The following is a 24031-nucleotide window of genomic DNA, read 5'->3' on the forward strand; positions in this document are numbered from 1 at the left end:
GCCATAAAACTCAGGTTTTTATACTTCGATAAGGCGCCGTTTACACCTCACCAAGTTCGGTCATCTTAGAAGCGATAAGTGGCTTCTGCGAAGTAGTAACCACCGTTAAAGCCAAATGGCGTATTGGTCAGAGGGTACTGGAAGATACCGTTGTAGTTGTTGTTTTCTGGACGTTTTTCTGGGTAAGTATCAAACAAGTTTTGTGCACCTACTGTGAACGTCAGGTTGTCAGTTGCCGCATAGGCCACCGACAAATCAACTGTTGTTTTGCCTTCGTACTCTTTATCACCCGTGCTGCTGTAAGCAATGGTGTAAGGACCAAAGTAGCTAAAACGCAAGCTCGTGGTGAAATCACCCAAGTGGTGAGTCAAACCTAAGCTACCAGTGTGGTGTGAGGTAGCATCAGTCATACGCACCTGTTCGATGTGGTCAAACAGTTCATCCTGCAAACCATCCAGAATTTCTGGCAGGTGAATGCCTTCAATTTTGGTATCGTTGTAGGCGTACGCCAAGTTGGCTTTCAAGTCACCAAAGCTACCCAAATCAAACTGTTGCGCGACCACTAAGTCAACACCACGCGTACGCGTATCAACTGCGTTAACAAAGAAACGTGCTGATTCAGCGTTGGTGCCCGCCAGTGCGTCACCCACGACAACAGAATCATCTGGCGTCAGTGAGCTAGACAATACGATGCGATCATCAATATCAATCTGGTAGCTATCAAGGGTAATAGTCAGACCGTTATCACCGGTGTAAACAAAGCCTAAGCTGAATGAGGTTGACTCTTCAGGGCGCAATTTACCCACTTGCAGCGCTTGAGTAACAGGCGATAAGTTGTTGAAAGTACCTGATTCCGTGGGCACCATCTCACCGGTGTTTGGATCTGGGTTAAACAGAGTTGAGATGTTGGTGAAGTACAGCTGTTGTACGCTTGGCGCACGGAAACCTGTGTTAGCCGTCGCACGTACTGCAAAGTTGTCGTTAAAGTCATAACGACCGGCCAATTTCCAGCTCACTTTGTCACCAAAGTCAGAGTAATCTTCATAACGCAGCGCCGCAGACCAGTAAATGGCTTCGCTCAGTTGGTTTTCCAATTCAGCATAAACGGCAGTGTTGTGACGGCTTTCGTCAACTTCAGATTCTGGCGTAAAGCCACCAAAACCTTGGCTGCCCGCAGGTTTGTTTTGATAACCACCATTGGCATAAGACGCTTCTTCGCCCGCTTCAATTTCATAGCCGTTTTCACGCCATGCAGCACCCACTGCCAGCATGATGTCGGATTCATTGAAGAATGGGAAATAACGCGATGCATCAACGGTTAAGTCGATTTCATCAGTAGACAAGGTCCCTGCATCAAACGTGGTTTGGCTCTCAGGGCCATACGATGCGTTTACTGAGTTTTCTACGCGATATTGGAAGCTGTTTTTGCCATAACCCGCTGAGGTATCAACGTGCCATTTGCCCAGTTCGAATTCATAACCGACCAGCGCTGAGTAATCTTTAATGCGTGGTGCCAAAATAGGCAAATAGCCGTCAGGATAGATTTCTGGCACGTTGCTATCTTGGATCGCACTACGATAGAACGCACCTGAGTGCGTTTCACGGTCACTAATGCCACCGCTGAAATACAGTTTGTTTTCGCCGAAGTACTGGGCACCGTTGGCAAACAGTGACAAGTTATCGTATTCCGCATCACCTACGTGGAAGTTTTTGCGATCAAACGTTTCTTCACGTGGATCTGGGCTGCCATCTGCCAAGGTTGGATATTGCTGGCGAGGGTCAAGACCGGCACGGTTGGTTTTGTTTTTGTGTTGCGCTTCCAGCGAGATGTTCACAAAACCGTCGTCGCTCCAGCTCAAACCTTTGTTTGCACCCACACGCCATTGCTCGCCATCACCTTGATAGGTTTGACCAACTTGGGTGGTGATCATGCCGCCGTCACGGTTGTCTTTCAGTACTACGTTGATCACGCCAGCGATGGCGTCAGAGCCATATTGTGCCGCGGCACCATCACGCAGAATTTCGATACGTTTGATCGCCGCCATTGGAATGGTGTTCAAATCAACGTTGGATGCGCCTTTACCTACAGTGCCAGACAAGTGCACCAGCGCTGAGCTGTGGTAGCGTTTGCCGTTCACCAGCACCAAGGTGTGATCCGGTGACAAGCCGCGCAGGTTAGCCGGACGTACGGCATCTGAACCGTCAGTTACTGCCGAGAATGGGAAGCTGTAGCTAGGTGCGGCAAATTGCAACGCGCGCGCAGTATCAGTCAAGCCAGTGGCTTGCAACTGCTCGGCGGTGATGATGTCCACAGGAGCTACGCTGTCAGTAGCTGTACGCATCGCAATGCGTGAACCTACGACAGAAATTTTTTCCATGTTGTTATCGTTGGCATCATCCGCAGCTAAAACTGCAGGCGCTACCCACTGGCCAGCGACTGCCAGAGCTAAAAGAGAAAGTCGTTTCATAGATTATCGAACCTTACGAATGTGCAATAAAATCAATGGGTAATAGAAATAAAAAATAACAAGTAGAAAAATTTTCTACCTTAAAAATTAATTGCGCGCATTCTAACACTCTCTTTATAACTAATTTATTCAAATTTACACTAGAAAATTCAATCCAGTTATATTGAGCAATCATTGCGCACCACGCTCAACACTTTGTTGCTCATCTACTGACCAACATAAGACGTTGCCACGTCAGGCGGTTGACCTTTAGACTGCCTACAGGCTGCTGCCGCGATGAATATCACAGTAGATACAGTGCGCAAAACGGCGTCACCAAAGCGCAACAGCCACGCGCATATGATGCGCGCCTAGCAGCGACAACCATGCGCAGGAGTCAACAGGTTCTAATGTTAGCAGAGATCATAACAACCGATATTTTTACCGCTATTACTCAGCAATTACGCCAACAGCAGGCGCGCTTTCGCGTGGTAGAACACGCCTGTGCCGGCCGTTGTGAGGCGGTGGCAGCGCTGCGCGGCACCGAACTTGGACAAGGTGCCAAAGGCTTGTTAACCCATATAAAAGGCAACGGTGTCAAACGCCATGTGTTAGCCGTGCTACCCGGTGATATGCAGGCAGATTTGAGTAAACTGGCGGCACATTTTGGTGCGCGCAAAGCCTCACTCGCCAGCCCGCGGGAGATGAGTGAACTTACCGGTTGTATTGCGGGCACCATTCCGCCGTTTAGTTTCCATCCACAGCTTACTTTAGTGGCAGCACCACAACTGTTTGGTCGCTTTGATGAATTGGCGTTTAATGCAGGCAGTTTAGACAGGTCGATCATTGTGGCGAGCGACGATTACCGCCGCATCGCCCAGCCACAGTTAGTGGATTTTGTCAGGAGCACGCATTAACGCTGAAACGGTGCCAGCGCTTGCTCAATCGGCTTATCGCCATCGGTCAGTTCGAGAATGACATGATTGATCTGGTCATGCGCCAGAATATACGCCAAAGTGGCGGCAACATTATCGCGTGACACATTGCCGTAGCTGATGGCTAAGCCCGTATTAATTAACGTTGTTGCGGCACCATCGGTTAAGGTACCGGGGCGCACAATCACCCAATCTAAACCGCTTGCCACCAAATAGACGTCGGCCGCCTTTTTCACTTCCATGTAGTATTCAAAGGTATCAGATAGCTGACGACCACGGCCCGCCTCAGGAAATGCAGATACCAGAATAAAGCGGCTAATTCCCGCCAACTTGGCAGCTTCCACCGATTTTTCGAGCCCTTCGCCATCGATCGCTTTGGTGTTTTCCGTACCGCCTTTTCCGCCCGCTCCGGCAGAAAATACTATTGCATCGCAGCCAGCCATTAACTGTGACAGCGACTCTGGGCTCAACTTAGCCAGATCGCCATACACAGGTTCCGCGCCCAGTGCTTTTAGCTCTGGCTCTTGGTCAAAATGACGATACAAACTCACCGGATGATCACCTTGCTTAGTTAAGCGTGGTGCCAGATAACGGGCAACTTTACCGTTGCCACCGACAATAAATATCCGTTTCATACAACCTCCGAATAAACGACAACTGCCCAGTGGCGGGTTGTCTATTGAGTGAATTAACGAGCTTATTGGAGGGTCAGACTAACATAGCCCAAGCTAACATCGGCTGAATGCTTAAATGAACCAAGCACTGTATTGGCCAACAGCTAAGGAAGGTACAATTTAAGCTTTATGAAACATGTGATATAGACAAAAAAAGCGGCCGATAGTTGGCCGCTAATTATCTGTTAATCGACTATCTAGAATCGATAATCCAAACTCAGTTTGTATTCACGTGGCGCACCGTAATAGCCAATTTCCCATAGGCTGGTAATGTATTTTTCATTAGTTAAATTATCGACATTCAACTTGATGGTGGTATTGTCAAATACATTCCAAGCAGCAAATAGATTGAGTTTAGCGTAACTGTCTTGACGTACCTTGTAGCCGGTGTAACTCTCAATTTTTGAAATGTCACTTTGCCACTTACCAGACAGCCCCACGGTAAGCTCAGGCATAGCGGCTAACGTGTGTTGTAGTGAAAAGTTAACTACGGTGTTGGGTACCCAAGCATGACTTTTAGCACCGTGTTCATCTTCAACTTCAGTGTGTGTAATACCGAAATTGATCACTGTGTTATCGTCAATTTTCCCCGTAATATCCAGCTCCGCACCTTCGGAGTAAACATCTTCACCAACATAATAGTACTGCGCGGTGTCCATGTTGAGACCAGCGTAAACGCCTAAGCCAAGTTGCTTAGCTTTAAACAACGCAAAGTTAGCGGCGAGTCTTTTATCGAACCAGTCGGTTTTTAACCCTAGCTCATAATTCTCACCTTTAGTTGGCGCTAAGAAGTCTCCGCTTTCATCGTAATAATCTTGCGGCTCATAGATATCGGAATAGCTGGCGTAAAGCATCATGCTAGGAGTCATGTGGTAACTGATCCCTGCATAAGGGCTGATTTCTGACTCATCTAGCTTAGTGAGTAAGGATGACGACGTACGTTCAAACTCAATAACGTTCATCCCTAAGGTAAACGCTAAGTCGTCAAACTTTAAGTGCGTCGCAAGGAAATAGCGAGTTAGCGTGTTTTCGGTGGCGCTATCAAGAAACTTGTCACCCCAAGCGGGCTCTTGAATAGCATTAAACGCGTAAGGAAAGGCTGGTAAATTGCCAAAAGCAGGCTCACTACTGTCGACATCATAGTAGTACTCGTCATCAGTACTTTTTGCCCGTGAAACACCAGCTAATAACTGATGTTCATAACCAAACAGGCTATAATAGCCCGTCAGCTTAGCTTCAAAAATATCGGCATCCCCTTTACTCGGATACTTCCCTGGCCAACCGACTAATCCCTCTCCCGTGTCAGTCAATCCAGTATAGGTATAGGCAAAGAACAATTTAGAATCAGCATTACTTTCTCGATAGTTGTAGCTTAGTGCCAACTGCCAATCTGGTGATAACAAGTAGTTATATTCAATGAAAGCATTGGTATTTTCAGTGTTCCAGTAGGTCCAATCTTGGGCCGTAGATGCACTGACATCAAACTCAGCCATCGAGCCGTCTTCATTGACTAACGTTAAGCCGCCCCACATTGCACCATCAGTATTGTCTTTTTGATATGACACTCCGAACGCAATACTACTATTATCAGAAAGTTGTCCATCAACGGTACCGTATAAGTAACGTCTGTCAGATGAATAACCTCTGAGATAGGAGTCACCTTGTTCGGCTGCAACAACGACACGCGCAGCCCAAGACTTATCGTCGGTAAGCGGAGTAGAGTAATCTGCCTGTACACGATAGTTCGCATAGGAGCCGATGCTAACACCAACTTCCCCTTGGGCATCGTTTTTTGGACGTTTACGAATGTAGTTGATAGTACCTGAACTATTACCTACGCCAGTAAGCAAACCATTGGCGCCACGAATAACTTCAATCTGTTCATAGCCATATGCATCAACCTGCCCTTGGACAATGCCCCAGCTATTTGGTAAACCAACACCGTCAATCTGCGTGCTTTTAATCTCAAAACCACGTGATAAGTAATTGGTTCGGTTAGTTTCCCAGCGTTCAACACTGACACCAGTCACCAGATCTAATGCGTCATTGATATTGTCTGCGCCAAACAACGACATTGTGTCACCGTTAATAACGCTAATAGATTGTGGGGTGTCTTGAATATCGAGTACTAACCCAGTCGCCCCAGAACTTGCACGATTCTCTCGCGTGCCTGTGATACTAATGTGTTCGATATCCGCATCAAGTTCTTCTGCGGCATGCGCTAGGTAACTTAAAGCGCTAGTCGTTAATAACAGGCTGACTGTAATAGCGTTGAGTTTGAACATTTCTTTGATATTCCCCGACCACTGAAAATGAATAAGCAAAGAATCGTATTGATAATCAATATTGTTATCAATTAAATTGATATTACCTTAAAAAGATTTACATCAGAATGTGACCGACCAATACAAACTAGGCAGATAAATGTCTCCTAGACATCACACGACATCTCACCAATTCCAGCCAAGGAAACATTCGGTATTTCACAAGTTCAAGGCTTGCAGTAACACATCAACAAGGAACATAGAACAAGCAGAAAACAGGAATGACATTAGCCAATAAGCAGCGTGCTAGACAACTTGCGCCGCAGATAGGCAATTTGCTGCATATGCGGTAAGTCTTTTGGACAGTTGTCTTGGCAACCGAGCAGCGTCATACAGCCAAACACGCCGTCTTGAGTGCCGATGACATGATAGAAATCTTCCGCACTACGAGCGTCGCGGCTATCGAGTTCAAAGCGGGCAATTTTCATCATGCCCACCGCCCCCACAAAGGTGTCACGCATCTGCGCGGTGGCACAAGCGGAGACGCACACGCCACATTCAACGCAACGTTCCAACTCGTAAAGTTTGGCGGCCTCGGCGGGGTCCATCGGCTGTTCAATCCGGTGAATATCCTGCTGCTCAGCGTGCGGATGCAACCATAGCTTGAGTCGCTCCGCCAGCTCACGCATAAACTTGCCGGTGTTTACCGATAAATCACCAATCAACTCAAACCCTGGTAGCGGCATCAAGGTGATATTGCCATCAGGGTATTTGGCGGTGAGTGTGCGGCACGCCAGTGTTGGGAAGCCGTTAATCACCATGGCGCAACTGCCACAAATCCCCGCTCGGCAGACAAAGTCAAATTGCAGTGACGGGTCTTGCTCAGCGCGCAGGCGATTGAGCGCGATAAACACCGTCATGCCTGCCGTTTCCTCCAATTGATATTGCACCATGGCGGGCGCATCGCTGGGCTGCTGCGGATCGTAACGGAAGATGTTAAAGGTCAAAGTACGGCTGTTACTCATGGGATGTTCCATCATGCTGGGTGGAAGTCATTACTTGATCTTGCAGGCGTTGATTTGCATGACGCAGCGCCGCTGGCAATTCAAACGGCATTAATGCTTGCTGCAGTTGCTCGCGGGTAACATGGCTGCCTAGGCCTGCAGTAATCGTGGCAATTTGCTCTTGCCGCTTGGCGGTATCGGGATGAGCGATGGCGTTGTCGGCACCGTAGCCACGATAGCCCGGTGGCAACTCCATCTGCATCACGTCGAGCGCTTCGTAGCTCAGCGTTGGGGTGAGATCGTTGGCGTTTGGCCAACTGGCGAGCGTGCGACACAGCCAATCTTTATCATTACGTTGCGGATAGTCTTCGCGAGCATGGGCACCACGGCTTTCAGTACGCGCCAGCGCGCCACATGCCACGGTGAGTGCCACTTTAATCATCCGCCGCACGCGCAGTGCTTCTACCAGTTCTGGATTGGCGTGACGTTTGGTGCACTTGAGTTGAATATTGCGCGAGCGCTGCAGTAACTCGGTAAGTTCCGCCACGGCCACTGCTAACTCGGCACCGTTACGGAAGATACCGACATGATCCATCATCACTCGCTGCATCTGCGTTTTGAGGGTAAAAGCATTCTCGCCCGCACCACCTTGGCACAGTTCATCAATCTCTGTTTGCAGCTCATTACTGAATTTACTCACCAGCGCAGTATCCACGACTAACTCGTGTTGCTGGCAAAAATCAGCTACATAGCTGCCGATGATCATGCCGCCCACCACGGTTTCTGCCAGTGAGTTACCGCCAAGGCGATTAAAGCCATGCATGTCCCAACAGGCGGCCTCGCCGACACTGAATAATCCGCTAAGTTGTGGGCTTTCACCGGTGGGCTTAGTACGAATGCCCCCCATGGAATAATGCTGGGTTGGCCGCACCGGAATCCATTCATCGGCGGGATCGATGCCAAGAAAGTTCTCGCAGATCTCTTTCACTTCGCGCAGGTTGGTTTCAATGTGTTGGCGGCCTAGCAGGGTAATATCCAGCCACAAATGCGGCCCGTACGGACTATCAACACCTAAACCTTTGCGCATATGTTCGGTCATGCGGCGCGAGACCACGTCGCGCGATGCCAGTTCCTTTTTCTCTGGCTCATAATCTGGCATAAAGCGGTGGCCGTTACGATCGCGCAGCAAGCCGCCATCGCCGCGGCAACCTTCGGTGGTGAGAATGCCTACCGGCACAATCGCCGTTGGGTGGAATTGCACCGCTTCCATATTGCCCAGCGTCGCCACACCGGTTTCTAACGCCAACGCTTGGCCGATGCCCTCGCAAATAATCGCGTTGGTGGAGACTTCATAAATGCGGCCGTAGCCGCCAGTGGCAATGGTGGTCGATTTGGCGATATAAGCGCGCAGTTCACCGGTGATAAGGCAGCGAGCAATCACCCCGTGGCAGCGCTTACCATCGTGAATGATCTTCAGCGCCTCTATGCGTTCATGTACCGGAATATCGAGCGAAATGGCTTTGTTATCCACCGCATACAGTAAAGAGTGGCCAGTGCCGTCGGCGGTATAACAGGTGCGCCATTTTTTAGTGCCGCCAAAATCGCGGGCGTTAATCAAGCCATGGGCTGCTTGGGCTTCTTCAATGGTGATGCGCTCAGCGTTGACCACCACTTGCCGCGGCCCTGCGGTGACGCGCGTCCACGGTACGCCCCAATTAGCCATCTGCCGCACCGCTTTAGGCGCACAATGGGCAAACATCCGCGCCACAGTTTGATCACAGCCCCAATCGGAGCCTTTTACCGTATCTTGAAAATGCACATCTTCGTTATCGCCATCGCCTCTAACCGTATTGCCCAGGCTGGCTTGCATGCCACCTTGAGCGGCGGCAGAGTGCGACCGTTTGGCGGGGATCAGCGACAGCACCAGCGTATCTAAACCTCGCTCTTTAGCAGCAATCGCCACCCGTAACCCAGCGAGACCAGCGCCCACCACTAATGCATCGGTATAAATCAGTTTCACACGTGCTCCTTCAGATCTATTGCTCTGCTTTATCGCTGTGGCGATTTATGGTTATTCATGCTTATGGCTTAAATGGTGTGATAGGCAATGTCAGTGAGTACCCAATCACCATATAAGCCACTAGACTGCTGGCACCGAGCACCAACAGATAGCCGATGAGAATTTTGGCAAGCAGCAGCAACCCTTGGCGTTGAAAGCTGATGCCCCACTTGATAGCGACCCGATACAAGCCGAGCATGGCATGCACGACCACGGCGGGCAGTAACACTAGATACACCAGCCAATAGTTATCGTGATAAACGCGGGATGCCGATAGATGTGGGCCGATTTCTGGATGGGTAATCATGGTTACCAAATGCATCGGCACGACAAAAAACATCACAAAACCGGTGAGCATCTGCCAAAACCACAGCTTGCTATCGTTATGTTTGATGAGATGTAGATGATTATGCAGCGCACGCCACTGCCCCAGCTGTACCGGAAACCGCCGTAAAGCGGTGGCAGCGTGGACCATTAACACCAGCAGCATAAACAATGAAAACAGCTGAGTGAGCATCGGCATACCATGGCCGGATGCAGTAAAAAGCCCCCCTTCGAGCACTTGCGCCACCCGATAAAATGCCGCCTTACCAAGCAAGATAGATGACTCAAAGTGCAGATGAAGTAGCAGGAATAACCCAAGTAACACGCCACTGGCACTTTGTAATCGATCAGCCAAGGCCGCCCAGCGATAACTGCGAGGAAAGCCGAGCCAACGCTCACCCAAATGGTATTTCGTCAACATAGTTACCAAAGTTACTTAAGTTAATTTAGCGAGCATTTCAAAATATCCAAATGCGCTTAAATGCCAAACGGCTTAACTAACCTTTGTGATCCTGTTCAATAAAAAAGCAGATTTTGCAGTATCAGTGATGGGTTATTTACATAAATATGAACAATGGTAATACCAATTAGCCATTATTAATCAAGCAGTTATTTGTATAAATAAAACAAAAAAGAAAGCAAGTTTCAGTGGTTTACCTAAATTTGCGCCACAAATAGAAAGCCGATTACAACGCAAACGGTTATCAAACTGGCGATGATCCGCCACCTTGCACTAAAATAGCGCCACTTTGATTGTGGCCACTGCCGCCACCCAGCTAACAAGAGAATGCCAATGCCTTGGATCCAACTACGCCTCAACAGCAATAAAGAACACGCTGAGCCCTTAAGTGACCTGCTAATGGAGCTAGGCAGTGTATCGATTACCTTTGAAGATGGCCTCGACACGCCAATTTTTGAACCTAAGCTGGGTGAAACGCCACTGTGGGACAGCACTATCGTAGTGGCACTGTTTGATGCAGGCGAAGATCTCGCACCTGTGATTGAAACGCTAAAAGCTCTGCCTTATATACCAGCCAACACTGACTACAAAGTTGAGCAAGTGGAAGATAAAGACTGGGTACGTGAATGGATGGACAGCTTCCACCCGATTAAATTTGGTCATCGCCTGTGGGTATGCCCAAGCTGGCGCGAAGCCCCAGAGCCAGACGCTGTTAACGTCTTGCTCGACCCCGGTTTGGCCTTTGGTACTGGTACTCACCCAACCACCGCCTTATGTATGGAATGGCTCGACAGTTTAGACCTCGCCGACAAGCAAGTGATCGACTTTGGCTGTGGCTCCGGCATTCTCGCGGTGGCCGCGCTGAAACTCGGCGCACCGCACGCCACCGGTATTGATATCGACTATCAAGCCATCGATGCCTCTAAAGAAAACGCTCGCCGTAATGGTGTTGAAGACAAGTTGTCACTCTATCTGCCACAAGATCAGCCAAGCGATATTCAAGCCGACGTATTAGTGGCTAACATTCTTGCAGGCCCGCTGCGCGAACTGGCACCACAAATCGCTAGCCTAGTTAAACCGCATGGCGTTTTGGCGCTATCAGGTTTGTTAAACGAACAAGCAGAAGAGCTACGCGAAATTTACAGCCAATGGTTTGACATGGATGCAGCTGCTCACAAAGAAGACTGGAGCCGCTTGACAGGAACCCGCAAAACGCAGTAATAGGCCGCCAAGGCGCGCCACCACTGATTTCGTTGCGATTAAAAGTCAAGAAAAAAAGTTTAGCTCAGGTGATTTTTTAACCTTTTCATGGCCGATAAAAAGTCGTACTATAGCGCCCCTTTGAAGAGCGAGGTGAAGCCGCGACATGCAAATTGGCCCATATCAACTGAACAATCAGCTGATCGTGGCACCAATGGCAGGTGTCACTGATCAGCCCTTCCGCAACCTCTGTTTACGCTATGGCGCCGCCTTAGCAGTATCAGAAATGATGTTGGCCAATCCCGATATTTGGGACACCGACAAAAGCCGTTTGCGCATGGCGCATTCCGGTGAGGAAGGTATACGCTCAGTACAAATTGCCGGAGCAGATCCTGATGAGATGGCATGGGCCGCACGCTTCAATGTGGAGCAAGGGGCACAAATCATCGACATCAACATGGGCTGCCCCGCGAAAAAAGTGAATAAAAAGCTGGCAGGTTCCGCTTTGCTACAGTCACCCGAACTGGTTAAACAGATTTTGGATGCCGTTGTCGCAGCAGTGGATGTACCGGTCACGCTGAAAATTCGCACGGGCTGGGACCCAGAGCACAGGAATGGTGTTCAAATAGCCCAAATTGCTGAAGAGAGTGGTATTGCATCGCTAGCGGTTCACGGTCGCACGCGGCAATGCATGTACAAAGGCAACGCTGAGTACGACACCATCAAAGCAATTAAACAAACTGTGTCGATTCCTGTGGTGGCCAATGGGGATATCACCACACCGGAGCAAGCCCGCTTTGTGCTGGATTACACCGGTGCCGATGCCCTAATGATTGGACGAGGCGCACAAGGACGACCCTGGATTTTTCGTGAAATCCAGCATTACCTGGATACCGGTGAAAAACTGGAGCCCGTTGGGAATGCTGAAAAGCATCAAGTGATGCTGGAGCATCTAGCCAAGTTGTATGGATTGTATGGCGAACTTAAAGGCGTTCGCATCGCCAGAAAACATATAGGTTGGTACCTGGACCAGGAAGAACAGCGTCAATTCCGCGCCGATTTTAATCGGTTAGAAAACGCTGCTGAACAATGTTCCATGGTGGAACGATATTTTGATGAATGTGTTTTAGATAATTAAAGAGCAGAATACGAATGTTTGATCAGACAACTCACACAGAAGCTCATCCGCTTACCGTAGGCAAAATCGAAACCGCTAACGGCACTATCAAGCCTCAACTGTTACGTGACGCAGTAAAACGCGCCGTGAGCAACTTCTTCAGCCAGTTAGATGGTCAAGAAGCTCAGGAAGTGTATGAAATGGTGCTTTGCGAAGTAGAAGCTCCACTGCTTGATATCATTATGCAACACACCCGTGGTAACCAGACTCGCGCTGCGAACATGCTGGGTATCAACCGCGGCACTCTGCGCAAAAAATTGAAAAAATATGGCATGAACTAAGATTTAGTTCCTGTTATTTAAAGAAAAGCCACTTCCTCGGAAGTGGCTTTTTGCTTTTATAAGCAACCGTTTTCTCACCATTTCTAAAGCTATGTGAGCCAGCACATCCGAACCACAAAAATAGATATGCAATAATCACTACTCACGCTAGGGGCTGTTTATCTTTAGTGTTTAATTTTTGTTCAAATTAAACGCGTTATGAACGAGGCGAGACCAGCGACGCTTAGTCAACTAAGCAAGCTGGGCGCAACAACGTTCAGGAGGCGAATGTTTATTCAATTCAACAAAGGGGTTCTGTTCTAGGTAATGACCTAGGAGAGAACTATGAAGAAAGAAACTCGGCTGGTTCGCATTTATGGTGTGAGCGAAGCTGGTGGTTTAGCACTACTGCCTTACAAAGTATCCGGTAGGCAGATATCGCGGTTTTGCGTGGGTGAAGAGATGGGCTGCTCTCACTGCTTTCCCCATGAGATTGAAACCCGTAATAGCCACCAGCAAAAGCTACAACGAAGCTGGAAAAAGCACCGTAAACACCAATGGCGAGAGAACGAGTAACCATGAAAGACAAACAGCACCGTTATAAGGTGCTGTTTTCATTTTAATCCCTATATAATCATAGACATCATGAATACGAGTGACTACTCACTCCTAGACATGTGGGTAAGCATATCAAACATTACCCGCGCAAAATCATGAGCTCTAGCAGGATCTGACAGCAGTTGCATCATCTGCTCTTGATGAGCCTCGCTACTGCTTAAGATGGCATCATCCATCGCTTTAGGGAAATCACCTAGCATCGCCTGCTCTCGCGTATTGTTAGCAATCTGTGTCACGACTAATAATTGAATCATCTGTTCACCATTCATCAAAGTATGGGCATATATTGTTTGGATATCTCTATGGCTTAGAAGGTTAACCAAACGCTCTGAAATCATTCACATGATGCTGGAGTGATAGTGACTAGCCATAAATCAAGTGCCGCACGCTTCTTATCTACGCACTTACTCAAACTTCTTCTTGCGGTCGTGGCGATAGCTTTTGGTGGTATAGGTTGGTGTCATCACGCTTGATACTGCTTGCTCAATCGAATCACGTAACCCAGCGAATAACTGCACTGAATCAGAGTGCTTTAAATAATCCATAATGCCATCGCTAGTGGACTCGATGATTTCCTTTGCCCTACGAATGCGAAACTCTTTGCCCTCAGCCAACTTCAGCAAATGAGACTCATCGGGAAACGCCTTACTGCTTGCGAGCTTGAGCGCCATCTTGTTATCTATGGTGTCGTAGATCAGCGTATGAGTGATATCAAATGGCGGTGAAACAAAAATCTGCGACATATCTGTCGAATACTGCAAGGCGAAATTCTTGAGGTGCGCATCACCATTGCCAATCAAGCTGTTAAACACAATGTAGCGGAACATGGTTTCAACTTCAGTTTGGCTATGGGTGTAAAGATACGTCGCCCTCAGTAACGTTTCATAACTGCTACTGTACTTTGCATCGGGATCATTAGGCTTTTTCAACAACGTGGTGAAATCTTCATAGCCAAGCTTTATGCCCTCAGCGGTTTTATCAAACCGCTCAACCACAAAGGTTTCCAGATTATCTGAGAGATACGTTGCTGGTGGATTCAAACCGCAATGGCGAGCAGCCTCCATACAAACAAACTCATTTACCGTTAATAGTGGGAACTGCTCATCAAATGACTTAACAATCAGGTCTTTTTGCTCAACGGTTCTATCCGTTTTAGCGCCACCAGCATGAGGAATACTGACCTTGGGCTGCACACCAGCAAGTGAGTTTCTCAAGTAGTATTTTTCAAGCAGTTGCGGGAATAGTGGTTCAGCACTTTGATACGACAGAATATCGTTAAGAGATACAGCCTCAGCTTCTGGTAAGTCCAACTCACTTTGATAAGACAACATGCCTACACTGTGATCGCCTTGCAACGCCAGTAAGTACATGTCATTGACTTTGGCATAGCGCGCCAGCTTTTCAGCAATGAAGCGACGGTTAAACCCTTCTGGTAGGTTTTGTGCAAATATTGGATGCAATGCGCCGGATGAGTAACCATCCATGCCCTTTTTCGTCATGGTCAGCGACACATGGCATTTATCCTGTGTTGGCTGGTAATGATGCACTGAGCCATGGGTCAATACGCCTAACTCTGCACCATCAGCATGAACCGTGATACGGCTGATTTTATTAGGCAAACTCGCTTCGACAGCCATTAGTCATCCTCCGAAAACAAGCTATCAATCTCATCCCAATCAGGTAATTCGTGACGTTTAGTTGTCACGTTAAACTGCAAGCCAACCGCATCCAGCAAACGCTCGAAAATATCAAACGAGCCAGTAAAACGACCATTCTCTATTTCTGAAATAGTGACTTTATGGATACCCGTCAACTCCGCGAGGCGCTGCTGGGTATACCCAAGCGCTTTACGTTGTTCGCTGACCGTTTTACCAATTTCTTGTCTGCTTGCCATGTAAACACCGAAAGTTAACTATATAGCTAACAAAATAACTCAAAACATCAATATTAGCCATATAGCTAACACCATTTAAGGCAATATTCGCCCCCATTACGGAACATAAGCCTTAACCAAACGCCCTGAAATCATCCCATGACGCTGATGTGATAGTGGCTAGCCATAAATCAAGAGCTGCACGCTTCTCGTTCATATACTGGCTACGGTTATAAATGCCCTCAACACCACTGATGGTGTGACCTAATAGATGCTCAACTACATGGGGCAGTATACCGAGGTCGTTAAGACGAGTAGCCAAGGTGCGGCGTAAGTCATGTAGCGTCCACTTTTCATCATGCCCTAACTGCTTCCATATATTACCGCCATGCATACTAACAGCGGGGGAATTCTTCAGCTCGCCAAGCAAGTAACCACTTTTCTGGTTTTTGGCTTTAAGCTGGAGCAGCCATGGTCGCATTGCATCAGGGATTGGCCGTAAGATGATTTCTGAGTTCTTACTGTTATCGCGTGGAATTGTCCAAAGCCCTTTCTCAAAGTCCCATTCATCCCATGTTGATAAACGAACCTCTTGGGTGCGAGCGCCAAAGACTACCAGCAACCAAATCAAATCGGCGTAGTAACGATTGCATTTACGAGTTTGAATAAAAACTAGCAGGTCATGAAGCTCAACTTCTGACTGCACGCTGTCTTTTTTACGTTGTTTGGTAACCACATCCGTCACGGTTAAATCTTCAAGTTCGCAGCTAATTGCGTACCGTCGAACTCGGCACAATCGTTCAAGTTCTTGCCCTGACATTATTAGCATTTAATTCGATTTTTTATTTATTTTATTGATATATAAAAGTTGTATTTAATTTTTTAAAAATTAACACCTGATCAAAAAAGTGATTTTAAGTGTGATACACGTCATTAAAAATGATATTTACTAATTAGATTTTTAATTTTGAAGAGGCTCACCTTATTAAAATTATTTCAACATGTAATTTCGATAAAAATATTCTCAAAATTAAATTAACCAATAAATTCTGTTTTTCTTAAGTTTATTTAAATCATTAGTTTAGATTGTTTCTCATTGTTGGCACAGTTTCTGCGATATTGCGAATGTCTCTATTAGAACTCGGCACTAATACGCTGAGAAAATTTAAAACAAATGATAACACGCAATAAGTATGAGGGGCGATCATGAGCAACATGAACAGCAATACAGATTTAGCTAGACGTAATTTCCTTAAATTGACTGGCGCCGCAACAGCTACATCGGGCTTAGCTTTAGCCGGTATCAGTGCTGCACAAGCCGCAGAGCCGGTTCCAATTCCTAAAAGCTGGGATAAAACCTTCGATGTTATCGTGGTGGGCAGTGGGTTTGCTGGTTTGTCCGCAGCAATTGAAGCAAAACGTGCCGGTGCTAATGTTGTTGTTTTAGAAAAAATGCCAGTGCTGGGAGGCAATTCTACTATTAACGGTGGCGGCATGTCAGCCATGGGGAGTGACCTACAGAAAAAGCTGGGGATCAAAGATTCAAAAGAAGCCATGCTTGCAGATATGTACAAAGCGGGTTTGGGACTTAATTATCCTGCGCAAGCAAACATGGTGGTTGATAAGAGTAATGAAGCCTATGAGTGGTGTCGTGACTATCTAGGTGTGAAATTCAAAGACACTATCGCACAATTTGGTGGCCATTCAATTCCTCGTACTCATACAACAACGAACCAATCTGGCTCTGGCATCGTGCAACCTATGATCGCCAAGTGCGAAGAGATAGGCGTTGCTGTTGAGAAAAAAGTTTACGTGAAGCGCTTGGTCGTCGATGGCGGGCGTATTGTTGGTCTAGAAGTCATTCCTCGCTACCGCGAAGGTCAGGAAAACTCCAGCAAAGTGAAGTTCTATAAAGCGGTTAAAGGCGTGGTGATGGCCAACGGTGGCTTCTCAGCTGACGTAGCTTACCGCTCTACTCAAGATCCGCGTTTGACCAAGGAGCTGGCAACCACCAACCAACAAGGCGCTACGGCTGAATGCTTGAAAGAGATGATCCGTATCGGTGCAAATCCCGTTCAACTGTCTTGGATCCAATTGGGCCCATGGGCATCCCCTGAAGAAAAAGGCTTTGGCTTAGCCCCAATCTTTGCCGCTTACGCATCTTACACTCACGGCATCATGGTAGACCCTGATACCGGCGAGCGCTTTGTTAATGAACTAGCAGATCGTAAAGTCCGTGCCGATGCCATTCTGAAAATTGGCAAGCCCGGTATCTGTTTCTGCGACGAAGATGGTATGCAACCAGCCAAACATGTTATGGGCAAACTGCTCGAGCGCGAAGTCGTTCATAAGTTCGATACTCTGAAAGAACTAGCCGCATTCTACAAAATTCCTTACGACAAAATGCAAGCTCAGGTTGACCGCTACAACAGCTATGTCAAAGCCGGTAAAGACCCTGAATTCGACAAGCCCTTCCAGATGGGGCAGAAGCCAATGAGCGTTGCGCCATACTATGCCGTGCGTTTTTGGCCAAAAGCACATCACACCATGGGCGGAGTTGAAATTGATACAGAGGCCCGTGTCATTGATATCGAAACTCACAAGCCTATCGCGGGCTTATTTGCCGCTGGAGAAAGTACCGGCGGAACTCATGGCGCATGCCGTTTAGGTACCGTGGCAGTGCCTGACTGCATCGTGTTTGGTCGTATCGCTGGTCAAATGGCAGCTAAAGCTTAATAGGCAGCAGGATAACCCAATATGGAGTTGGGTTATCCGAATTCGTTACAGGGAAAATGATATATGAAAACTCTAAATACAAAATTAACCGCGCTGGCGGCTTGCTGTGCTCTGCCGATGATGTTTGCCGCTGCGAATGCAAATGCGTTTGACTTTGATGTTGATGGCACCAAAGTCTCAGTGGGCGGTTATGCTAAATTGATGATGAACTACGATACTGACGGTGTTCATCGTGCACCGCAAAATGGTGACTTATTCGGTGTTTATAATATTGCGGTTGATGGCAGTCCCGATGCTGAAGCGAATGACCTCGATCTGACAGCCCGTGAAAGCCGTCTGTTTGTTGCAACCGCTAAAGAAACTGAATACGGTACGTTAACCAGCAAAATCGAAGGTGATTTCTTTGCTGATATCGATGCTGACGGCCCTACTTTTTCAAACAGCCACGGTTTCCGTATTCGCCATGCCTACGTCCAACTGAAAAACGGTAATGAGACCATTCTGACGGGGCAAACGTGGACCACTTTCATGGACTTCGCCAGCAGCATGCCAACAATGGATTTTGCGGCTGATCCAGGCAACCCATTTGCGCGTCAAGCACAGATCCGTTATCAACACGATTTCCGTCCAGGTCACAACGTTAGCGTAAGTTTAGAAAACCCAACTAATGGTCTGTGCTCTGCTGGTCCAGCTATTTACTTAACAAACTGTGGTAGCACTGTCGCGCAAGACAAAGTACCTGACATGGTGGTTAAGTATTTCTACGCGAATAACACATTCACCTTCTCTCCTCGCGCCGTACTGCGTCGCTTTGAAATCGACGGTAAATCCGCCTTCGGTTATGGCTTAGCTGCTGGTGCCAGCATGAAATTTGGCGCTGACCACAAAGTGGTGATGAACGCTATGTATGGTGATGGTATCGGTCGCTATGCAGGGTTGGGGTATAACGCAGGTGCTGGTTTAGATGCTACAGGCGAAATTGACACCGTCAAATATACAAGCATTACCGGTGGTCTTCAGCTTAAAGCGACTGACAAACTGCTAGTCACTGTCGGAGCAGGTTACGCCAAACAAGACAAAGATCAGTTTGAAAGTGGTCTCTTGGGTGGTGCAGCCATTAAGCATACTCTTGGTGTGCACTCTTACGTGTACTACGACCTAACTAAAGATTTGCAGTATGCCTTTGGTATTACTCACGGCCGTTTGACCAACCTGCTGGAACAGGATGGCGATATGACGCGCTACCAAGCTTACGTTAAATACGCTTTCTAATTTAAGTCAGAAGATTTTAGAGGTTGAAGATGATGAGCAAATCTATCGCGAGTGTACTCGCAATCGCAATGGTACTGGTGTGTACCAATGTATTAGCTAATAACATGAAGCCGCATCATAAGACAGCGGGATTGAAATGTACTAGTTGTCATACAACCACGCCGTTTGATTATGTGGAAATGGATAAGTGTCTGACTTGTCATCAATTACCAGAAAAGAAAACAGATTATCACGGTGCACCCGATAATCATGATTCTCCACACTATGGCCCGCAATTAGAATGTGAAAATTGCCATCATGAACATGAGCAATCGGAAAACTATTGCAATAACTGCCACGAGTTTGACTTTAACGTTCCCTAGAGCCTGAACATTGCTCCATCAAATTTGGCTTAATATTCTCGGCAATATCCAGTAATTTTGCCGAGAATATTTTTTAGGTGAAATGAAAATTTTTAATATTGAGAGGAGTCACAACTAAAAAAATGAATTTTTGTTAATGTTGTTATAAGTAGCCGTCGTTAAAGAGATGAGTGTGCATACATCAGAGCTGGACTTAAGAGAGATGCTGTCGTTTAAGCCCCGTGGTGGCTCTATGAGTTTTCTCGGGCAGCGTATCTATTTGACCGATCTATTCTCCCAAGGCGTGCAGCGGATGGAGTTATGCCAAACTTTGGGGCCAGAAATTACTAAATCGATAGTGATACGCGCTGGCTTTGCCAAAGGGTGGTTAGTTGCTGAGCGCATCAAACGACAGATGCCAGAAGCTTGGGCAGAAGCTCGTAAAGGGAAATTGGGGCCACTACTTAGTTCCATGTACGGCTTTGGTGAAGTGCTCAGTAGCCAACGCCGTGATGGCATTGAACAGAAGCCTCTCGTGGACAGCTATTTCGTCGGCCTATATGAAGCCGAGCAGCAGTTAAGAATGCACGGCTTAGCCGACGAGACCGTTTGCTGGGAACATATTGGCTTTGCCAGTGGCTATGTGTCTAATGTGGAACAGCGTACGGTCTACTTTGTGGAAACTGAATGCCAAGCGCGTGGCGATCAATATTGTCATTTGATGGGGAATTATGTTGAAGAGTGGGGGGATGAAATCACCCCTCTACTGCCATTCTACAACGGCATCAGCAATGAATCGGTCGCCACTCAATTTAGTAAAATGCTTAAATGGGATGCCAGCTTACCCCAAAGCCTACAAGTCAAAATTAAAGATAGCCTCAGAGCCAGCTCTGATGACGGCGGTTCGCCAGTTTCGACCAGCTATGTTATGCGTAGTCTGTTGGACATGGCAGCAAATGTTGCCAAGGTACCGACCTCGGTGATGGTGACAGGTGAAAGTGGTGTCGGCAAAGAGAAATTAGTGCGTTTTATTCACGATCAATCCCCGCGGAAAGATAAACCATTTGTCGCAATTAATTGTGGTGCATTGGCTGAAACCTTGCTAGAAAATGAGCTTTTCGGCCACAGCAAAGGCGCGTTTACTAGTGCCAACAATGTTAAAGTCGGTCTGATTGAAAGTGCTAACGGCGGCACTTTGTTTCTTGATGAGGTGGGAGAATTATCGCCCGCGATGCAGGTAAAACTGTTACGAGTATTACAAGAGCGCGAACTGCGTAAAGTGGGTGATATCGGTACCATTAAAGTCGATATTCGCGTAATTTCTGCCACCAACAAGAACCTTGAACAAGCGGTAGAGACTGGTGCGTTTCGCCAAGATCTTTACTACCGCCTGAAGGTGATCGAACTGGTGATCCCTCCACTACGAGAGCGCCGCGAGGATATTCTGCCGTTATGCCGTTTCTTTCTGAATCGCTTCAATGACACATTAGCCAAAAACTTCACCGGCTTTAATCATCGTGCGGCGGATCTGCTTCTCAACTACGGTTGGCCAGGCAATGTCCGCGAGTTGGCTAATGCTATCGAAAGGGCTGCGGTGCTGGGGAGTAACGCACAGATCCAACCGCAAGATTTGCCGCAGGAGATCCGCGATGTTGTACCGCCGCCATCGACAGCAGACGGTATTCGCGCACTACATGAAGTTGAACGTGACTATATTCTAAGTGTAATGGATAAGCTGGACCATAATAAGAGCTTAGCGGCCGATAAGCTGGGGATGAGCGTTGCTACACTATATCGTAAACTCAAAGAATATAGTGCCCATGACGAAACCGAAAATTAATGCGCGAATTCAACTCCTAGTGCACCATAGCCGAGGGCTTTCATATGCGATTATAAGGTTCCCCCATCAGGTCAGTGTGAGCGACGGAGCTGAGAGCCTGACCGTGAGATGCTCGAGCTGCTGTACGCTGGAATATTGAACGCCTCTAAGAACTGGACAATACCAATCCAGAACTAGAATATGACGTTGTCTCAACTGGCGATTCACTTCGAGAGACGCTTAGATGGTATGTTAGATATCTAGCCCTGAAGGAGCCACTCATAAATCAGCTAATGCGCAACCATCTTGGCCTAAAATCGTCCTTAATTGCCTTGCTGCGGCAATAACCTGATTGCAGTAACACCTCGCGTCCTAGTCGCACGATAGACAGCACATTGCGTGTTGATACCGTGTTGGCCCGCAAGTCTCGCTGCCAACCTCGGCTCGAAGCATGTAATCCCGTCAACCAAAACAAGCATTGTAACATCAAGGTTATCAGTAAGATGATGTCAAATCGCTTGGGGCTTAAACAACCTGTAATCATTTTATCGTTGCAAAGTATGGGTGGCAGTGAACAGCAGGGCGCAGGGGCGGCAGGTGGCGGTAATTTTCTAAGCTGCCTGTGCGGCAGTGAACTACAAAATGACGGCTGCGTTTCTTGAGCAGGCTTTCTAAGCTGCCTGTGCGGCAGTGAACAACTGGCTGACGCGCGTGGCGAAAAAATACAATTTCTAAGCTGCCTGTGCGGCAGTGAACTGGCTAGTGACTAGCGCATTGTGATCAGTGGTTTTCTAAGCTGCCTGTGCGGCAGTGAACATAATTGGTAAAACTAATCGTTTGTCGTTAGATTTCTAAGCTGCCTGTGCGGCAGTGAACGTGCTCACCGCGAAATAGCGTGGTGAATTTGATTTCTAAGCTGCCTGTGCGGCGGTGAACCTCAACTCCGTTTAGTGAGCGGCTATTCATAATTTCTAAGCTGCCTGTGCGGCAGTGAACTTGCCGAAGATGTGCGGGTTGATCAGCTAGGTTTTCTAAGCTGCCTGTGCGGCAGTGAACCTATGAGTCGTTCTACTGGACCGCACCTGATGTTTCTAAGCTGCCTGTGCGGCAGTGAACGCGATTACCCATTGCGTACACCCAACAGTTGTTTTCTAAGCTGCCTGTGCGGCAGTGAACGCCCCCTCACGAACGCCACCACGCTTAGTATTTTTCTAAGCTGCCTGTGCGGCAGTGAACCGGTCAAGGCGTTTACAATGAACAACGTGCTCTTTCTAAGCTGCCTGTGCGGCAGTGAACAACGAATTAACGGGACTACGTTGGCCGCTTCTTTTCTAAGCTGCCTGTGCGGCAGTGAACCTCATCATCAAAAGCGGCGGCGGTCGCTTCCGTTTCTAAGCTGCCTGTGCGGCAGTGAACAAGGCGGAAGGTTGATAGCAGTTCGCGCAGCTTTTCTAAGCTGCCTGTGCGGCAGTGAACAATAGAATAAACCAATAAAAATAAGCTGCAACAGGCTGTTAAGGTAAAAATCATCTTTTTACCTTGTTAAAAATTACCCACTGCAACTATTTGTATTTAAAGCATATTTTAAAAGAGCAAAAATATAGGGTTAAAACCAAGGTACTGTAGCGGTTTTACTAAGACCATAGCTATCAAACTCACCATCAATTGGGTCAGCTTGAATATCACTAAACTCAAAGAATTTTCGATACACCTGCCCTGTTGAACCGCTAGATAGATCAAGGTATGGATTATCAAACCCTTCGCTAAGCATTTTTGCCTTGTAACGTTTCTCACCATCTTTATCTATGCTACCTCTGGCAATTAGACGCGTTAGCTTTGCTTTGCTTTGCTTAAATTACTGCGTTTAACTGAAATGATGCGATATTGCACTTGGTCTGGCACATTAGTAACCGTAGTAACCTTGCAATATCCTGCCAAAGGGCCTAACCAATTTAACCCCTGCAAATCATGCAGTGCGCTCATTTCACCATGTAAACGAAATAATCGTCCTAGTTTTATATTTACTTCAGGAAAGCTAATACCAATTTTATTGCTCTGTAACGTCACCAGTGCTTTGTGAAATTTAGTAAACACTTTACTACTCAATTCTGCATCACGCATTTCAGCATCAGGCATCAGCCGTATATCAATATATGAGTCCATCATTGCTCCTAAAGTCGAATGCTTGAAACGTAAGCCAGTCCCTTTTTTCCAAGGTAAAAGCTTGATACCCCAGCATTTTCAATCAAAGTTTTGATTTCTTGAGCTTTGTCTCGATCCACATCGATATTAATTTCCAACTGCCCGCTGGCTTTGGTCAGCATAGATGTCACTTCTCCTTGCCCTTTTATCATTTCCTTTTTTAGATAAGGATTACCATAAACCTTCTTTTTACCTTTTGTGAAACTGCCCATAAAGTCTTTTGGTGTCAAACCAGCCACAGAAAACCCTTTAATATTACTCACTATAGGTACACCACTGAGATTGAGCCCTGAAGGATCCCCTCATAAATCCGCCAGTGCATAGCCATTTTTTAAGAGCTGCTCAGCTAGAACTACCGCCGCTGCT

The 24031-nt window shown here is 47.3% G+C and carries 22 protein-coding genes, 1 pseudogene and 1 CRISPR repeat array; of the genes and pseudogenes, 10 read left to right on the forward strand and 13 right to left on the reverse strand.

All coding sequences use genetic code 11. The annotated features are described in order from the left end of the window. Window positions 1-65 precede the first annotated feature (65 nt). A complete protein-coding gene (locus ACN0TT_RS04480) occupies window positions 66-2468 on the reverse strand; it encodes a TonB-dependent receptor plug domain-containing protein (RefSeq protein WP_417760947.1) in 2403 nt (800 codons plus the stop codon). Window positions 2469-2857: 389 nt separating this feature from the next. Here ACN0TT_RS04480 and ACN0TT_RS04485 point away from each other — a divergent pair, with 389 nt between their 5' ends. Continuing rightward, window positions 2858-3364: a YbaK/EbsC family protein gene (locus ACN0TT_RS04485; protein WP_417760948.1), complete on the forward strand. Its 507-nt coding sequence runs from the start codon at window positions 2858-2860 to the stop codon at window positions 3362-3364. Here ACN0TT_RS04485 and ACN0TT_RS04490 read toward each other — a convergent pair. From ACN0TT_RS04490 to ACN0TT_RS04510, 5 genes are all read right to left on the reverse strand, one after another. Next, window positions 3361-4017, reverse strand: a complete 657-nt coding sequence (locus ACN0TT_RS04490) for an SDR family oxidoreductase (protein WP_417760949.1) — start codon at window positions 4015-4017, stop codon at window positions 3361-3363. The two genes, ACN0TT_RS04485 and ACN0TT_RS04490, sit on opposite strands and share 4 nt — an antisense overlap. 236 nt (window positions 4018-4253) lie before the next feature. Next, the gene (locus ACN0TT_RS04495) at window positions 4254-6341 is read right to left on the reverse strand and encodes a TonB-dependent siderophore receptor (RefSeq protein WP_417760950.1); all 2088 of its coding nucleotides are present in this window, start codon (window positions 6339-6341) and stop codon (window positions 4254-4256) included. A gap of 266 nt (window positions 6342-6607) precedes the next feature. Further along, window positions 6608-7345 (reverse strand): fumarate reductase iron-sulfur subunit, encoded by a 738-nt coding sequence (locus ACN0TT_RS04500; protein WP_417760951.1) that lies wholly within the window; start codon window positions 7343-7345, stop codon window positions 6608-6610. Then, a complete protein-coding gene (locus ACN0TT_RS04505; RefSeq protein ID WP_417760952.1) occupies window positions 7338-9344 on the reverse strand; it encodes a fumarate reductase flavoprotein subunit in 2007 nt (668 codons plus the stop codon). Before ACN0TT_RS04505 ends, ACN0TT_RS04500 begins: the two co-directional genes overlap by 8 nt. Window positions 9345-9405: 61 nt before the next feature. Then, the gene (locus ACN0TT_RS04510; RefSeq protein WP_417760953.1) at window positions 9406-10128 is read right to left on the reverse strand and encodes a fumarate reductase cytochrome b subunit; all 723 of its coding nucleotides are present in this window, start codon (window positions 10126-10128) and stop codon (window positions 9406-9408) included. Window positions 10129-10500: 372 nt separating this feature from the next. On the opposite strand from ACN0TT_RS04510, the gene prmA reads away from it, so the two are divergent. From prmA to ACN0TT_RS04530, 4 genes are all read left to right on the forward strand, one after another. Further along, window positions 10501-11388, forward strand: coding sequence for a 50S ribosomal protein L11 methyltransferase (gene prmA, locus ACN0TT_RS04515; protein WP_417760954.1), 888 nt, complete (start codon window positions 10501-10503; stop codon window positions 11386-11388). Between the two features lie 145 nt (window positions 11389-11533). Continuing rightward, window positions 11534-12505, forward strand: a complete 972-nt coding sequence (dusB, locus tag ACN0TT_RS04520) for a tRNA dihydrouridine synthase DusB (protein ID WP_417760955.1) — start codon at window positions 11534-11536, stop codon at window positions 12503-12505. Window positions 12506-12519: 14 nt separating this feature from the next. Next, window positions 12520-12825, forward strand: a complete 306-nt coding sequence (gene fis / locus ACN0TT_RS04525; protein ID WP_037441607.1) for a DNA-binding transcriptional regulator Fis — start codon at window positions 12520-12522, stop codon at window positions 12823-12825. 324 nt (window positions 12826-13149) lie between these two features. After that, window positions 13150-13380: a hypothetical protein gene (locus ACN0TT_RS04530; RefSeq protein WP_417760956.1), complete on the forward strand. Its 231-nt coding sequence runs from the start codon at window positions 13150-13152 to the stop codon at window positions 13378-13380. Between the two features lie 83 nt (window positions 13381-13463). Here the strand turns inward: ACN0TT_RS04530 and ACN0TT_RS04535 are convergent, their stop codons facing one another. The 4 genes from ACN0TT_RS04535 to ACN0TT_RS04550 form a co-directional block, all read right to left on the reverse strand. Next, entirely contained in the window at window positions 13464-13676 is a 213-nt protein-coding gene (locus ACN0TT_RS04535) for a hypothetical protein (RefSeq protein ID WP_417760957.1), read from the reverse strand. 150 nt (window positions 13677-13826) lie between these two features. After that, window positions 13827-15059, reverse strand: a complete 1233-nt coding sequence (locus ACN0TT_RS04540; RefSeq protein WP_417760958.1) for a type II toxin-antitoxin system HipA family toxin — start codon at window positions 15057-15059, stop codon at window positions 13827-13829. Further along, window positions 15059-15316 (reverse strand): helix-turn-helix domain-containing protein, encoded by a 258-nt coding sequence (locus ACN0TT_RS04545; protein ID WP_417760959.1) that lies wholly within the window; start codon window positions 15314-15316, stop codon window positions 15059-15061. The genes ACN0TT_RS04540 and ACN0TT_RS04545 overlap by 1 nt, the downstream gene beginning before the upstream one ends. 112 nt (window positions 15317-15428) lie before the next feature. Further along, window positions 15429-16040: a site-specific integrase gene (locus ACN0TT_RS04550; protein WP_417760960.1), complete on the reverse strand. Its 612-nt coding sequence runs from the start codon at window positions 16038-16040 to the stop codon at window positions 15429-15431. A 461-nt stretch (window positions 16041-16501) separates the two neighbouring features. Here ACN0TT_RS04550 and ACN0TT_RS04555 point away from each other — a divergent pair, with 461 nt between their 5' ends. The 5 genes and pseudogenes from ACN0TT_RS04555 to ACN0TT_RS04575 form a co-directional block, all read left to right on the forward strand. Next, window positions 16502-18031, forward strand: coding sequence for a flavocytochrome c (locus tag ACN0TT_RS04555; protein ID WP_417760961.1), 1530 nt, complete (start codon window positions 16502-16504; stop codon window positions 18029-18031). A 63-nt stretch (window positions 18032-18094) separates the two neighbouring features. Continuing rightward, the gene (locus ACN0TT_RS04560) at window positions 18095-19303 is read left to right on the forward strand and encodes a DcaP family trimeric outer membrane transporter (protein WP_417760962.1); all 1209 of its coding nucleotides are present in this window, start codon (window positions 18095-18097) and stop codon (window positions 19301-19303) included. A 104-nt stretch (window positions 19304-19407) separates the two neighbouring features. Further along, entirely contained in the window at window positions 19408-19665 is a 258-nt protein-coding gene (locus ACN0TT_RS04565; protein ID WP_417760970.1) for a cytochrome c3 family protein, read from the forward strand. Window positions 19666-19837: 172 nt separating this feature from the next. Beyond that, window positions 19838-21484 (forward strand): sigma 54-interacting transcriptional regulator, encoded by a 1647-nt coding sequence (locus ACN0TT_RS04570; protein WP_417760963.1) that lies wholly within the window; start codon window positions 19838-19840, stop codon window positions 21482-21484. A 111-nt stretch (window positions 21485-21595) separates the two neighbouring features. Further along, window positions 21596-21727 (forward strand): annotated as a pseudogene (locus ACN0TT_RS04575) (IS256 family transposase); the annotation flags it as partial. Between the two features lie 344 nt (window positions 21728-22071). Then, a CRISPR array of direct repeats spans window positions 22072-22939; the repeat unit is 28 nt; unit sequence TTTCTAAGCTGCCTGTGCGGCAGTGAAC. Between the two features lie 130 nt (window positions 22940-23069). Here ACN0TT_RS04575 and cas6f (ACN0TT_RS04580) read toward each other — a convergent pair. Genes cas6f (ACN0TT_RS04580) through ACN0TT_RS04590 form a run of 3 tightly spaced genes read right to left on the reverse strand, consistent with a single transcriptional unit; the run spans window position 23070 to window position 23928 of the window. Next, complete coding sequence (cas6f, locus tag ACN0TT_RS04580; protein WP_417760971.1) at window positions 23070-23285, reverse strand: type I-F CRISPR-associated endoribonuclease Cas6/Csy4; 216 nt, start codon at window positions 23283-23285, stop codon at window positions 23070-23072. 8 nt (window positions 23286-23293) lie between these two features. Further along, window positions 23294-23626, reverse strand: coding sequence for a type I-F CRISPR-associated endoribonuclease Cas6/Csy4 (gene cas6f, locus ACN0TT_RS04585; RefSeq protein ID WP_417760964.1), 333 nt, complete (start codon window positions 23624-23626; stop codon window positions 23294-23296). Window positions 23627-23634: 8 nt separating this feature from the next. Beyond that, window positions 23635-23928: a hypothetical protein gene (locus ACN0TT_RS04590; protein WP_417760965.1), complete on the reverse strand. Its 294-nt coding sequence runs from the start codon at window positions 23926-23928 to the stop codon at window positions 23635-23637. Between the last annotated feature and the right edge of the window lie 103 nt (window positions 23929-24031).

The sequence above is a fragment of the Shewanella sp. genome, assembly GCF_048265805.1.
Taxonomy (GTDB): domain Bacteria; phylum Pseudomonadota; class Gammaproteobacteria; order Enterobacterales; family Shewanellaceae; genus Shewanella.

Bases quoted from the DNA above. Each gene is read 5' to 3' on its own strand.
- ACN0TT_RS04480 (WP_417760947.1), bottom strand. From the start codon at position 2,468: ATGAAACGACTTTCTCTTTTAGCTCTGGCAGTCGCTGGCCAGTGGGTA.
- ACN0TT_RS04485 (WP_417760948.1), top strand. From the start codon at position 2,858: ATGTTAGCAGAGATCATAACAACCGATATTTTTACCGCTATTACTCAG.
- ACN0TT_RS04490 (WP_417760949.1), bottom strand. From the start codon at position 4,017: ATGAAACGGATATTTATTGTCGGTGGCAACGGTAAAGTTGCCCGTTAT.
- ACN0TT_RS04495 (WP_417760950.1), bottom strand. From the start codon at position 6,341: ATGTTCAAACTCAACGCTATTACAGTCAGCCTGTTATTAACGACTAGC.
- ACN0TT_RS04500 (WP_417760951.1), bottom strand. From the start codon at position 7,345: ATGAGTAACAGCCGTACTTTGACCTTTAACATCTTCCGTTACGATCCG.
- ACN0TT_RS04510 (WP_417760953.1), bottom strand. From the start codon at position 10,128: ATGTTGACGAAATACCATTTGGGTGAGCGTTGGCTCGGCTTTCCTCGC.
- prmA (WP_417760954.1), top strand. From the start codon at position 10,501: ATGCCTTGGATCCAACTACGCCTCAACAGCAATAAAGAACACGCTGAG.
- dusB (WP_417760955.1), top strand. From the start codon at position 11,534: ATGCAAATTGGCCCATATCAACTGAACAATCAGCTGATCGTGGCACCA.
- fis (WP_037441607.1), top strand. From the start codon at position 12,520: ATGTTTGATCAGACAACTCACACAGAAGCTCATCCGCTTACCGTAGGC.
- ACN0TT_RS04530 (WP_417760956.1), top strand. From the start codon at position 13,150: ATGAAGAAAGAAACTCGGCTGGTTCGCATTTATGGTGTGAGCGAAGCT.
- ACN0TT_RS04535 (WP_417760957.1), bottom strand. From the start codon at position 13,676: ATGATTCAATTATTAGTCGTGACACAGATTGCTAACAATACGCGAGAG.
- ACN0TT_RS04540 (WP_417760958.1), bottom strand. From the start codon at position 15,059: ATGGCTGTCGAAGCGAGTTTGCCTAATAAAATCAGCCGTATCACGGTT.
- ACN0TT_RS04545 (WP_417760959.1), bottom strand. From the start codon at position 15,316: ATGGCAAGCAGACAAGAAATTGGTAAAACGGTCAGCGAACAACGTAAA.
- ACN0TT_RS04555 (WP_417760961.1), top strand. From the start codon at position 16,502: ATGAGCAACATGAACAGCAATACAGATTTAGCTAGACGTAATTTCCTT.
- ACN0TT_RS04560 (WP_417760962.1), top strand. From the start codon at position 18,095: ATGAAAACTCTAAATACAAAATTAACCGCGCTGGCGGCTTGCTGTGCT.
- ACN0TT_RS04565 (WP_417760970.1), top strand. From the start codon at position 19,408: ATGAAGCCGCATCATAAGACAGCGGGATTGAAATGTACTAGTTGTCAT.
- cas6f (WP_417760964.1), bottom strand. From the start codon at position 23,626: ATGGACTCATATATTGATATACGGCTGATGCCTGATGCTGAAATGCGT.